The sequence below is a fragment of the Allobosea sp. GW823-FHT02B03 genome, assembly GCF_058797755.1.
The window spans coordinates 40,526-52,572 of record NZ_JBXAJY010000004.1 but is presented as its reverse complement, the minus strand read 5'-3'; the positions used below and the strand labels follow the sequence as shown (position 1 = coordinate 52,572).

Genomic DNA, 12,047 nt, shown 5'->3' with positions numbered 1-12,047 from the left:
ATCTCAGCGCGACAGAGCGCCGATGCGGCCTTCAGCGCGTCGCCGGCTGGCTCGCATAGGCCGCATCAGGCTGATCCAGACGCGACGTGCGCAGGGCCGGCGAGCGGCGCGGCGGCAGCGGCGCCACAGTGCGCTGCGGCGTCTCGGGAACGACCGAGGCGATCGGCGCCGTCTCCGCCTTCGGCTCGGACGAGCCGCCCAGCAGCGGCACGAAGCTGAGCGCGCGCTGGTAGAAGGAGGGCTGCTCGGCGCTGGCGGCCGTCTGGATCGGCGCGGGCGTGGCCGCACCGGGCGAGACCTTGGCGACCTGCGTCGCGGCATCGGCCGGCTTCGCAGGGCTGGCGGGAGTGGCTGCGGCAGCGACCGCAGTTGCCGGCTTGGCCTCGGCCGCAGGCTGCTCGGCAGCGCCGCGCACCGCGGCGAGCACCGCGTCATTGTCGGCCGACTCGGCCCGGACGGTGGCCTTCGTCCGGCCCTTGTCGTCGAGGACGACGACGCGCGGGCCGATCAGCGAGTCGACGCGGCTGATGCCGACATCGCGCGATCCCCAGGCGACCGACTTGTTCATCGCATCGGCACCGGACTGCGCCAGCTGGCGCTTGAAGGAGGAATGCTGGTCGCCGTCGTCATAGATCAGCTTGACCGCCGGTGTGCCCTTGGCAACCAGCGCCGCGACCTGGACGTCGTCCTGCTGGCGCTTCTGCGCGACCGCCTGCGAGACCGACGTATTGCCGCCACCATTGAAGACGTAGCGGCCGCCGGACACGCCGACTGCGGGCTCATCCTTGGCGATCTCGAAATAGTCCGAGCCTTCCTTCAGGTTCTTCCAGAACGCCATGTTCGGGTCGAGCCGGTGCTTGGCGAGGTTCTCCGGCGTCATCCGGAACGGGAAGGCCTGCATCTGAACAGCCCGCTGCCCGCCATTATGGGCCTCGCGCACCAGGGCGTAGAGCTCGCCGATCTGGTCGTCGGTCATCGAATAGCAGCCGGCCGAAGAGCAGGCGCCGTGCACCATCAGATGCGCGCCGGTGCGGCCATGCGAGCGGTCATAGGCATTGGGATAGCCCATGTTGAACGAGACGTAGAAGGACGAGTTCGGATTCATCTGCGCCGGGGTGATGGCGTAGAAGCCTTCCGGCGCCATTCGGTCGCCTTCGCGGATCTTCGGGCCGAGCTGGCCGGACCAGCGGCACATCGGGAAGGTCTTAAGCAGCACGTACTGACCGTCCGAGCGCTTCTTCCAGACCTCCAGCTCCGATTCCTTCTTGTAGGAACGAATCACGATCGGCTGGCTCTTGGTCACGCCCTTCTCGGACATGAGCGCATAGGTCGCGGACGGGATCGGAATGTTGTGGCGCTGCGAGCCGCGATAGCGATCCTCCTCGCAGGCGGCCACGGAAAGGGCGATCAGGGCCGTCAGCGCGAGATGTTTCAATGCCACGTCGTCATTCCCATCGCTCGGCCGTCTGACCCGACCATGCATCAGGCATCGCGGCCAAATTATGCCGCTTGCCCGGATTTAGAACCGTTAGGCTTGACCGTTCCTTACCACAGGCCCTGCCGGGATGGCCATATGCTGAAATCCCGGCAAATCAGCGGGCCCGATCGCCGCCGGCTTCAGAGCGAGCGGCCGATCGCGAGGTACTTGTCCGCCCGCCGTTCCACGATCTCGTCAGCGCTGAGCCCGGAAAGATCCGACAGCGCGGCGGCGATCGCCGCTCCGGCGCGCTCGATCGCGAGCTGCGGCTCGCGGTGCGCCCCGCCCGTGGGCTCCGAGACGATCTTGTCGATGATCCCGAACTTCAGCAGGTCCTGCGCGGTGATCTTCATGCCCGTCGCGGCGTCCTGGGCGCGGGCCGTGTCGCGCCAGAGGATCGAGGCCGCGCCTTCCGGCGAGATCACCGAATAGATCGCGTGCTCCATCATCAGCACCTTGCTCGCGGCCGCGATCGCGATAGCACCGCCCGAGCCGCCCTCGCCGATCACCAGCGCGACGCTCGGCGTGCGCAGGGCAAGGCAGGTCTCGGTCGAGCGCGCGATCGCCTCGGCCTGGCCGCGCTCTTCGGCCTCGATGCCGGGATAGGCGCCGGCTGTGTCGATGAAGCTCAGCACCGGCAGGCCGAAACGGTCGGCGAGCTCCATCAGGCGCACCGCCTTGCGATAGCCCTCGGGCTTCGGCATGCCGAAATTGTGCCGGATGCGGGTCTCGGTCGAGTTGCCCTTCTCCTGGCCGATGACGCAGACCGGCTCGCCGCGGAAGCGGCCGAAGCCACCGACAATGGCCTCGTCCTCGCCGAAGGCGCGGTCGCCGGCCAGCGGTGTGAACTCGTCGATCAGCCCGGAGCAGTAATCGAGAAAATGCGGCCGCTGCGGATGGCGCGCCACCAGAGTCTTCTGCCAGGGCGTCAGGGCGCCATAGAGCTCCTTGAGCGACTGTCCGGCCTTGGCTTCCAGCTTCCCGATCTCCTCGGTCAGCGAATAGCCGTCGCCCTTGGCGTCCAGGGCCCGCAACTCATCAGCCTTGGCCTCCAGTTCGGCGACCGGCTTCTCGAAATCCAGATAGCTTCGCATCGACATCCAGTTCTGGTCCCACATCCTGAAGGGAGACGCGTCCGCGCTGCGGCTACGGTCGGGGAACCTAAGAAAAAGCGGCGGACCTTGGCCGCGCCCCGCCGCGATTGTCAACCCGGCGGCGGTGACGCACCACGATCCCGGGTCAGGCGGCGGGACGGCGTAGGCTGCGGCAACAACACCGGCCGGAAGGCGAAACTGCGGCGCGTCGCCCGCAAGGGCGCCTGGCGATAGAACTGTTTGGTCGCGTCCACGACATGCACGCCGGCGAAGGGCAGCGCGAGGCCCGCGCCGAACTTTTCCCAGGCTCCGGCCGAGCGCAGGAACAGGCGCCGGCGCAATGGCGGCACATAGAGCGCCTCGGCCCAGTTCTCCGGCGAGAACATCGCCCGGCGCATCAGGTTCTCGAGCTGGCTGCGGCTGAAGGGCCGGCCATGGCCGAAGGGCGTCGTGTCCATCCTTGCCCAGAGCCCGCGTCGATTCGGCACGATCACGATCAGCCTGCCGCCGGGGTTGAGCACCCGCGAAGCCTCCTCGAGCAGATCCTCGGGGCTCTCGGTCTCCTCGAGCGCGTGCACGATCAGCACGCGGTCGACCGAGGCGGTCGGCAGCGGCAGCAGGGTCGGCTCGACAAGGGCGGAAGCCGAGAGGCCCTGTGACGGCCAGTTCAGCACGCCCTGAGCAGCCGGCATGAAGGCGATGACGCGCTCGGCCTCGCCTCCGATCAGGGGCAGATAAGGCGTCGCGAAGCCGAGCCCGAGCAGGCGCTGGCGCTGGCAATGCGGCCAGAGCCTTATCACGACCCGTCCGACCGCCTGGCGCGCCACATGCCCGAGCGGACTGGCATAGAAGGCACGCAGGTCGACGACATCGAGAGCCATGACCACGGAGATGGCGCAGGCGGCGGGCCAGCGCAAGGGCATCTTACGCTGCGTAGTGTTGGGCTTGGCCCGGCAAAGCCGCTATGAACGGCTCGATCGCCATTGCGGCAGCGACTCGCTGCCCGCGCCCCGGAGCCTGCCATGCCTCTCGACATCCATGTCTTCCGCACGCTCAGCGACAATGCCGGCGCCCTGCTGCACGACCCGGCGAGCGGCGTCTGCGCCGCGGTCGACGTGCCCGATGCCGCCGAGGTCCTCGCCGCCGCCCGCGCCAAGGGCTGGCGGATCTCGCAGGTGCTGGTCACGCATGAGCATGCCGACCATGTCCAGGGCATCCTCACCCTGAAGCAGGCGACCGGAGCCAAGGTCTTCGCGCCCGCGGCCGCCCGCGGCGCCGCGCCGGTCGACGTCGTGATCGGCGAAGGCGACCATGTCGCGCTCGGCGCCTATGATTTCGAAGTCTGGGCGACGCCGGGCCATGCCGAGGGGCATGTCAGCCTGGTCAGCCGGGAAGCCCGCCTCGCACTCGTCGGCGACGTCGTCTTCGTGATGGGCTGCGGCCGCGTCATGCCTGGTCGCATGGATGCGATGTGGGCCTCGCTCTCCCGCATCATGGCGCTGCCGGACGCGACCAGGCTGATCACCGGCCACGACTACACCTTGTCGAACGGCCGCTTCGCCGCGGCGATGGACCCAAGCAATCCGGCTGTCGCCGCCCGCCTCGCCGAAGCCGAGGCCGCCAAGGCCGAGGGCCGCTTCTGGGCCGTGACGACGATCGCCGAGGAAAAGGCGACGAACCCGTTCTTCCGCTCTGGCGAGGATGCGCTAGCCGCCACCCTCGGCATCGTCGGCAAGCCTGCGGGCGAGGTCTTCGCCGCGCTGCGCGAAGCCAAGAACAAGTTCTAGAGGCAGCGATGATCGCACTTCACGGCCTCGATGCGGCCGGCATCATCGCGCTGCTCGAGCTGAAGCCCCATCCCGAGGGCGGGCATTACCGCGAGACCTTCCGCGACCCGCAGGGGCCGGAAGGCCGCGGCTTCTCGACCGCGATCTATTACCTGCTCGATGCCGGCGAGAGCTCGCACTGGCACCGTGTCGACGCGGCAGAGATCTGGCATCACTATGCCGGCGCGCCGCTGGCGCTCAGCCTGTCGCAGGACGGCGCCAGCGCCTCGACCCAGCATCTCGGCAAGGACCTCGCCGCCGGCCAGCGCCCGCAGATCGTCGTGCCCGCGGGCTGCTGGCAGAGTGCCGCCACGCTCGGCGGCTGGACGCTGGTCGGCTGCACGGTCGCGCCGGGCTTCGCCTTCTCGGCCTTCGAAATGGCGGAGCCGGGCTGGCAGCCCAGGGATCACTGAGCATGGACAAGCCCGTCACCGATCTCGCGCTGGTCCGCGCCTGCGAAAGCCGCATCGTCAATGCCTGGCCTGCCCCGGCCACGCTGGTCATCGACGACTGGGTGGTGCGCTTCGCCAACGGCTATTCCGGCCGCGCCAACTCCGCTTCGGCCCTGCAGGCCGACGCCGAGATGGACGATGGCACCCTGGCCTTCATCGAAAAGCTCTATGCCGAAGCCGGCCTGCCGCCGCGCATCCGCTTCACGCCACTCGTCGCCGAAAGCGCCCGCCGGCGTTTCGCCGCGCGCGGCTACCGGATCGAGACCGCCTCCTTCGGCATGGTCGCCGAGCTCGATCCTGCCCGGCATCCGGAAGATCCGGAGATGCTCGTCGATCCGCTGGCGATGGAGGCTTGGATCAGCGGCGTCTGCGGCCACCAGACCGGCAACAAGCGCAACCGCGAGCATCTGTCCGCCATCGTCTCTGGCGTGCGCCTGCCGGCCGCCTTCGCGACCCTGCTGCATGAGGGCCGCCCCGCCGCCTATGCGATGAGCGTCGCCGAGCGCGACATGGCCGAGATCGGCGCGGTGATCGTCGACGAGAGCCTGCGCGGGAAGGGCCTCGGCAAGAAGCTGATGCTCGGCCTGATGGGCTGGGCCGCGGCGCAGGGCTGCAGCCTCGCCTATCTCCAGGTCGACCAGAGCAACGGCCTCGCCTTCGAGATGTATCGCCGGCTCGGCTTCCGCACAGTCTATGCCTACGAGACGCGGGTGCTGGACCGCTGAGGCGGCGTTCCGGCACCCGGGCCGAAGCTCGCGACCAGCGCCCCGACCACGATCAGCACGCAGGACAGGCCGAGCAGCCAGCTCGCCGCCGCATAGCCGGCGAGCACCAGGATGATCGTGGAGAGCACGGGAGCGGCATAGGAGGCGACGCCGAGCAGGGAGACGTCGCCCTTCTTCATGCCGATGTCCCAGCAGATGAAGGCGAGCCCGGTCGAACCGAGGCCGAGCCCCAGCACCCCGCCCCACTCGACGAGGCTCGGCGTCCACAAGGTCTGCTCGAAGGCGAGATGGCAGGCCAGGGCCGCGACTGCGCAGCCGAGCATGGTGACGCCGAGGCTCTCCGAGGGAACGCCGGCGAAGCGGCGCGAGACCACTGAATAACTCGCCCAGACGAAGGCACCGAGCGCCGCCAGCACATGGCCGAGCTGGATGCCGCCACCGCCGGCGCCGAGACTGCCGGAGATCAGCACCGCCGTCGCCACGAGCCCGATCAGCGCGCCGGCGAGATGGCGCAGCTTCAACCCGCCGCCTGGCAAGAGCGCCGCGAACAGCACGATCAGCAGCGGCCAGAGATAATGGATCAGGTTCGCCTCTGCCGGCGGCGCCGTCTTGACCGCGGCGTAGTAGAGTGCGGTGTCGCCGAACGGCCCGTAGAGCCCGAGCAGGAAGGAAGCCGGCGTCGGCCGGGCCAGATGCAGCCGCCCCCGCGCGGCCGCGATCGCGAGGATGAAAAGGCCGCCGATCACGAAGGTCATGGCGACGAGCTGGAAGGCCGGCAGCCGTCCGCTCATCGCCGTGAACAGCGCCAGCGTCGACCAGAGCAGGATGGCGACGAAGCCGGTCGCGGTGGCGGTGCGGGAGGTCATCGGCGTCGAGCTCGGGAGGACGGCGCTCCGCTTAGCAGAGCGGCCCCGTCCTGCCTATGCCGCCTCGTCACCGAAACCGGCGACGCGCCGCCGCGAAGACGGCGCGCCGTGGGGCGTCAGGCCATGTACTGGCCGCCATTGACGGCGAAGGTCGCGCCTGTGGCGAAGGCGCCGTTGTCGGAGGCGAGGAAGACCACTGTCTGCGCGATCTCCTCGGGCTTGCCGAGGCGGCCGACCGGGATGCCGGCGACGACACGTTTCAGCGCCTCCTCGGGCATGGCGGCGACCATGTCGGTGCCGATATAGCCCGGCGTGATCGCGTTCACGGTGATGCCCTTGTTGGCGTTCTCCTGCGCCAGCGCCTTGACGAAGCCGATATCGCCGGCCTTGGCGGCGGAATAGTTGACCTGGCCCATCTGGCCCTTCTGGCCGTTGATCGAGGAGATCACGATGATCCGGCCGAAGCCGCGCCCGCGCATGCCCTCGATCACCGGCCGCGTCATGTTGAACAGCGAGTCGAGATTGGTGCGGATGACGGCCGACCACTGGTCCTTGGTCATCTTGTGGAAGAAGCCGTCCCTGGTGATGCCGGCATTGTTGACGAGGATGTCGACCGGCCCGACCTCGGCCTCGACCTTGGCGATGCCGGCAGCACAGGCGTCGTAGTCGCCGACATCCCATTTGTAGACGGGTATCCCGGTCTCGGCCTTGAACTTGGCGGCAGCCTCGTCATTGCCGGCATAGCTCGCGACGACCGTATGACCGGCCTCCTGCAGCGCCTTGCAGATCGCCGCGCCGATGCCGCGCGTGCCCCCAGTCACCAAAGCAACCCTAGCCATCGTCTGCTCCTCCCTCTGGGCCGGCCCCTCGGCCGCTTTATTGTTGCGAGAGATCGAGACCGGGCTCGTAGGCCCGGTCCACATCCTTGATGACCGCCTGTCCGCAGATCACGCGCCCCGCCTTCTCGTCATAGGTCAGGGTCGGGGGCCCGTAGAGCACCCAGCCACGGCTCAGCGCCTCCGAAACCCGATGACAGAACGAAGCGTCATCGGGCCCGGTCAGGTAGCGGTAGAGCGTGGTCTGCTTGGGCATGGTCGGCGGCTCAGCGCTCCACAGCCAGGGCGACGCCCATGCCGCCGCCGATGCACAGCGTGGCGAGGCCCTTCTTGGCGTCGCGCTTGGCCATCTCGTGCAGCAGCGTCACCAGGACGCGCGCGCCCGAGGCGCCGATCGGATGGCCGATCGCGATCGCGCCGCCATTGACGTTGACGATATCGGGGTCCCAGCCGAGGTCCTTGTTGACTGCCAGCGCCTGGGCCGCGAAGGCCTCGTTGGCCTCGACGAGGTCGAGATCGCCGATCTTCCAGCCGGCCTTTTCCAGCGCCTTGCGGGTTGCCGGGATCGGCCCGGAGCCCATGATCGCCGGATCGACCCCGGCGGTCGCCCAGGAGGCGATGCGGGCGAGCGGCGTCAGGCCGCGCTTGGCGGCTTCCTTGGCGGTCATCACCACGAGCGCCGCGGCGCCGTCATTGATGCCCGAGGCGTTGCCGGCGGTGACGGTGCCGTCCTTCGAGAAGGCGGGCTTCAGCTTGGCCATCGCCTCGAGCGTCGCGCCATGGCGCGGATACTCGTCGGCATCGACGATGATGTCGCCCTTGCGGGTCGAGACGGTGAAGGGAAGAATCTCGTCCTTGAAGCGGCCGGCCTTCTGGGCGGCCTCGGCCTTGTTCTGCGAGCCGACGGCGAAACGGTCCTGCTCCTCGCGGCTGATCTGCCATTTGGTCGCGACGTTCTCGGCGGTGGTGCCCATATGGTAACCGTGGAAAGCGTCCCAGAGCCCGTCCTTGATCATCGTGTCGATGAACTTGGTGTCGCCCATCTTGGTGCCGGAACGCAGATGCTGGGCATGCTGCGACATCGACATCGATTCCTGGCCGCCGGCGACGATGATGTCGGCGTCGCCATTGGCGATCTGCTGCAGGCCGATGGCGACGGCGCGCAGGCCGGAGCCGCAGAGCTGGTTGAGCCCCCAGGCGGTCGCCTCCTGCGGGATGCCCGCGATCATCGCCGCCTGGCGAGCCGGGTTCTGGCCCTGACCGGCGGTCAGGATCTGGCCCATGATCACTTCGTCGACCTCGCCGGCCTCGACCTTGGCGCGCTTCAGCGCCTCCTTGATCGCCGCGGCGCCGAGATCGTGAGCCGGCGTATTGGCGAAGGCGCCGTTGAAGGCGCCGACTGCGGTGCGCGCAGCGCCCACGATCACGATGTCAGTATCAGCCATGGGCTTGTCCTCCGGTTCTCTCACGCCTCCCGCCTTCCAGCGGTCCGGCAAACTCTCTCACGCACCTTCGAAGGGCGCGGCGACGCCGTCAAGCCAGCCATGGGGCGAAGCCTATCATCGAGGCAACGGCCGGCCCTGCCGCAACGGCGCTCAAAAAACTTGCAGCAGGGCGCCGACGAGCTATCGTCTGGCGGGGAACCGTTTTCCGGCTCCGTCCCGATCCCGGGGCGGACGGCCGGAGCAAGGCGCGTGGGTATCTATGGCCAGCGACAAAGAAGCGACCGTCATCAAGAAATACGCCAATCGTCGGCTGTACCACACGGGCACAAGCTCCTACGTCACGCTGGAAGATCTCGCCGGCCTGGTGCGCAACGGTGAGGATTTCGTCGTCTACGACGCCAAGAGCGGCGAGGACATCACGCGCTCAGTCCTGGCGCAGATCATCTTCGACGAAGAGAGCAAGGACGGACAGAACCTGTTGCCGATCACCTTCCTGCGTCAGCTTATCCGCTTCTACGGCGACAGCATGCAGGCCCTGGTGCCGCGCTATCTCGAATTCTCGATGGAGAATCTGACCAAGGAACAGAACCAGTTCCGCGAGCAGATGAGCAAGGCCTTCGGCGGCGGCACCTTCGGCACCGGCGCGCTCGACGCGATCCAGGCCCAGACCCGCGCCAACATGACGATGTTCACCGAGGCCTTCCAGCTCTTCAACCCGTTTGCCGCGGCAGCAGCCAAGGCGCAGGCGGAAGCCCCGTCGGCTGCGCCGGAAAACGCCGAGCTCGGCGATCTCAAGCGCGAGCTCAACGAGATGCGCGAGCGGCTCGACAAGCTCGCCAAGAGCAAGTGAACGGGTAAGAGCGCCAGTCGCGCGAACAGCTATTGCAACGGGCGGCAGCCATGCCGCCCGGATGCTTCAGACGGCTTCGCGCAGCGGCTCCGCCTGCGCCCGGTCGGGCTGCCAGAGCTCCGCCTTTCCGACCAGGTGACCCTGTAGATAGGTCACGCCCCAGTCGCGCAGCATCGCGGCCTGGAGATCGTCGTCGACCCACTCCGCCACCGTCTCGACTTCGAGATGGCGCGCCAGTTCCAGCAAGGTGCGCACGAAGAACCGGTCATCGGTCGAGCGCCGCAGATTCTGGGTAAAGGCGCCGTCGAGCTTCAGGATGTCGATCGGGAAGGCGCGCAGATGCCGCAGCGAGGTGTGGCCGGCGCCGAAATCGTCGATGGCGATGCGCGCGCCCTGCTCCTTGATCCGCGTCAGCAGCTTCACCATCCGCGCGGAATCGTCGATCGTCGCCGTCTCGGTGACCTCGACGATCAGCCGCGAGGTCTCGGCGCTGCGGCCCCCAGTGCAGGCTAGGAAGGCATCCAGCCATTCCGGATCGGCGAGCGAACGCGGCGAGACATTGACCGAAAGCACCATCTGCGGCTGCTCGGACAGCAGGGTCATGACGAGCTCGAGCACGCGATGGTCGAACAGCCTGATCAGACCGCGCCGCTCGAGCACCGGGATCAGCTCCGGCGTGGCGAGGAAGCCCCCGCCCTGCGCCCGCTCGACCCGCAGCAGCGCCTCATTGAAGACAGGCACGCGGGTGGCTGCGCTGACCACGGGCTGCAAAGCGAGCCGGACCCGGCGTTCGTTGAGCGCGACCACGGCCTCGATGTCATGGCTCACAGTCCCGCCACGGGATTCGCGCACGACGCTGCGCCGGGCTATCACAGCTTCGTCGACCGCCCCCGCCTTGGCCCCGGCAAGGGCATTCTCCGCAGCCGCGACCAGCACGCCGCCCTCCCGTGACAGGTCCGGCGCGACCGCCGCGCCAACCCGCAGCCGCGCCAGCGCGATGCCGCGCGAGGTCTCGATCGCGGACTGGGCCACGGCCTTGATGAAGCGCTGCGCCGCCACCTCGACCTGCGACGCCGGGCAGCCCGACAGCAGGATGGCGAAGCGATTGCCGGAATAGCGCATCAGGTGGTCGCGCCGGCGCATCACCGAGCGCAGGCGCTCCTGCACCTCCTGGATGATCTCGTCGGTCGCCTCATGGCCGAAATCGTCGTTGAGGCGGGCAAGCTCGTCGATCGCGCCGATCAGGACGACGAGGCCTCGCTCGGCGGGCAGATGCTCGGCCAGTGCCGTCTCGACATGCTCGACCAGCGAGGCGCGGTCGCAGAGATCGTGATGCTCGGCGCCGAGCTCCTCGGCGCGCACCGCCCGCTCGAGCCGCAGCACGCCGCGCGCCCGGGCCGGCCTACCGTCCATGCCGACGAACCAGCGCCCGGCATCCTCGATCCACATCTTGCGACCGGCGAGATCCGCCGCATAGCGGGTGCGGTAGACCACCCCATCGCCGAAATCGTGCCCCCCCACCGAATAGATCGCATCATAGCGGCTGCGCCCGCTACCGGGCTCCACCAGCCCGGCGAAGGCGAGGCCCCGCGCCAGCACCGCCGGCGCGACCGGGCCGAGCACCTCGGCGACGTTCGGGCCCCATTCCAGGGCGTCGGTGGCGATGTCCCAGGTGTAGACCACCTCCCCGATCGAGGAGAGCAGGCTGCGCGGATCGACAATTCTCTCGTCGCGGGAGCCGAAGATGGAAGGCGCGGGCATCGGACAGCGGCCTCGGCGACGGAAAGGGGCCGTCGGACCCGGATTCGAGAGGGCGGAATCTGTGCCGAAACGATGCATCCGACTGCGTTAACGCACGGTTAAGGCCGGCCCCCCGCTTGCAGCTTCGTCCCCCGAAAAGCCCTGGCGTTTCGGAGCGGAACAATGGCGGGAGAGATTTGGGACGGGGTTCGGGAACGCCGCAGAACCGAGCGGCGCAAGCCGCCGACCGCGCTCGTCCCGGCCGCTTTCCTGGTCCAGCTCGCCGCCAGCCATGCCGGCATCGGCCCCTTCGCCCGCCGCGACCGTGAGACGCCCGCCGCTGCGACCAGCCTCTACCGCAAGGCTGCCGGCGCCCCGCGCCGCACGCCCCGGATCGCGGCGCGTCTCGCCTGAACATCACTGCGAACGCGAAAAAGCCGGCCTGGCGGCCGGCTTTTTCCGAATCTCTCTGGACGGTCGGGGCTTCGAGCCCCGCCCGTTATCAGGCCTCGGTCTTGGCCTTCAGGACCTGGCGGCCGCGATACATGCCCGACTTCAGGTCGACATGGTGCGGACGGCGCAGTTCGCCGGAGTTCTTGTCTTCGATGTAGGCGGGCTGCTTCAGCGCATCGGCCGAGCGGCGCATGCCGCGCTTCGACGGCGAAGTCTTTCTCTTCGGAACGGCCATGGTACTCTCCATCATGCCGTCGCGGAACGCGCCGGGCTCTCGCCCGCA

At 68.5% G+C, this 12,047-nt stretch carries 14 protein-coding genes; 5 read left to right on the top strand and 9 right to left on the bottom strand.

Annotated elements, in window-relative coordinates; genetic code table 11:
* Positions 1-31: 31 nt before the first annotated feature.
* From AC1REK_RS13810 to AC1REK_RS13800, 3 genes are all read right to left on the bottom strand, one after another.
* Positions 32-1,441: a hypothetical protein gene (locus AC1REK_RS13810; protein WP_316018507.1), complete on the bottom strand. Its 1,410-nt coding sequence runs from the start codon at positions 1,439-1,441 to the stop codon at positions 32-34.
* 176 nt (positions 1,442-1,617) lie between these two features.
* Positions 1,618-2,571: an acetyl-CoA carboxylase carboxyltransferase subunit alpha gene (locus AC1REK_RS13805; protein WP_316018508.1), complete on the bottom strand. Its 954-nt coding sequence runs from the start codon at positions 2,569-2,571 to the stop codon at positions 1,618-1,620.
* 110 nt (positions 2,572-2,681) lie between these two features.
* Complete coding sequence (locus AC1REK_RS13800; RefSeq protein WP_316018556.1) at positions 2,682-3,452, bottom strand: class I SAM-dependent methyltransferase; 771 nt, start codon at positions 3,450-3,452, stop codon at positions 2,682-2,684.
* A 141-nt stretch (positions 3,453-3,593) separates the two neighbouring features.
* Between AC1REK_RS13800 and gloB the strand changes: the two genes are divergently transcribed.
* From gloB to AC1REK_RS13785, 3 genes are read left to right on the top strand one after another with little or no spacing between them, the layout of a single operon-like run.
* Positions 3,594-4,358 carry a hydroxyacylglutathione hydrolase gene (gloB, locus tag AC1REK_RS13795; protein WP_492270738.1) on the top strand — a complete coding sequence of 255 codons (765 nt, stop codon included), beginning with the start codon at positions 3,594-3,596 and terminating at the stop codon, positions 4,356-4,358.
* Positions 4,359-4,366: 8 nt separating this feature from the next.
* Positions 4,367-4,810, top strand: coding sequence for a cupin domain-containing protein (locus tag AC1REK_RS13790; protein ID WP_492270739.1), 444 nt, complete (start codon positions 4,367-4,369; stop codon positions 4,808-4,810).
* 2 nt (positions 4,811-4,812) lie between these two features.
* Positions 4,813-5,574, top strand: a complete 762-nt coding sequence (locus tag AC1REK_RS13785; protein WP_492270740.1) for a GNAT family N-acetyltransferase — start codon at positions 4,813-4,815, stop codon at positions 5,572-5,574.
* On the opposite strand, the gene yddG is transcribed toward AC1REK_RS13785, so the two are convergent.
* The 4 genes from yddG to AC1REK_RS13765 form a co-directional block, all read right to left on the bottom strand.
* Positions 5,547-6,440, bottom strand: coding sequence for an aromatic amino acid exporter YddG (gene yddG, locus AC1REK_RS13780; RefSeq protein WP_492270741.1), 894 nt, complete (start codon positions 6,438-6,440; stop codon positions 5,547-5,549). The genes AC1REK_RS13785 and yddG overlap by 28 nt on opposite strands.
* A 116-nt stretch (positions 6,441-6,556) precedes the next feature.
* Complete coding sequence (gene phbB / locus AC1REK_RS13775; protein ID WP_316018513.1) at positions 6,557-7,279, bottom strand: acetoacetyl-CoA reductase; 723 nt, start codon at positions 7,277-7,279, stop codon at positions 6,557-6,559.
* Between the two features lie 37 nt (positions 7,280-7,316).
* Positions 7,317-7,532, bottom strand: coding sequence for a DUF1737 domain-containing protein (locus tag AC1REK_RS13770; RefSeq protein ID WP_316018514.1), 216 nt, complete (start codon positions 7,530-7,532; stop codon positions 7,317-7,319).
* Positions 7,533-7,542: 10 nt separating this feature from the next.
* Positions 7,543-8,721, bottom strand: a complete 1,179-nt coding sequence (locus AC1REK_RS13765; RefSeq protein WP_492270742.1) for an acetyl-CoA C-acetyltransferase — start codon at positions 8,719-8,721, stop codon at positions 7,543-7,545.
* Positions 8,722-8,980: 259 nt separating this feature from the next.
* On the opposite strand from AC1REK_RS13765, the gene phaR reads away from it, so the two are divergent.
* Positions 8,981-9,571, top strand: a complete 591-nt coding sequence (gene phaR / locus AC1REK_RS13760; RefSeq protein ID WP_316018516.1) for a polyhydroxyalkanoate synthesis repressor PhaR — start codon at positions 8,981-8,983, stop codon at positions 9,569-9,571.
* A 66-nt stretch (positions 9,572-9,637) separates the two neighbouring features.
* On the opposite strand, the gene AC1REK_RS13755 is transcribed toward phaR, so the two are convergent.
* Complete coding sequence (locus AC1REK_RS13755; protein ID WP_492270743.1) at positions 9,638-11,332, bottom strand: EAL domain-containing protein; 1,695 nt, start codon at positions 11,330-11,332, stop codon at positions 9,638-9,640.
* A gap of 162 nt (positions 11,333-11,494) precedes the next feature.
* Between AC1REK_RS13755 and AC1REK_RS13750 the strand changes: the two genes are divergently transcribed.
* Complete coding sequence (locus tag AC1REK_RS13750; RefSeq protein ID WP_492270744.1) at positions 11,495-11,725, top strand: hypothetical protein; 231 nt, start codon at positions 11,495-11,497, stop codon at positions 11,723-11,725.
* Between the two features lie 88 nt (positions 11,726-11,813).
* Here the strand turns inward: AC1REK_RS13750 and rpmF are convergent, their stop codons facing one another.
* Complete coding sequence (rpmF, locus tag AC1REK_RS13745; protein WP_291638998.1) at positions 11,814-11,999, bottom strand: 50S ribosomal protein L32; 186 nt, start codon at positions 11,997-11,999, stop codon at positions 11,814-11,816.
* Positions 12,000-12,047 lie beyond the last annotated feature (48 nt).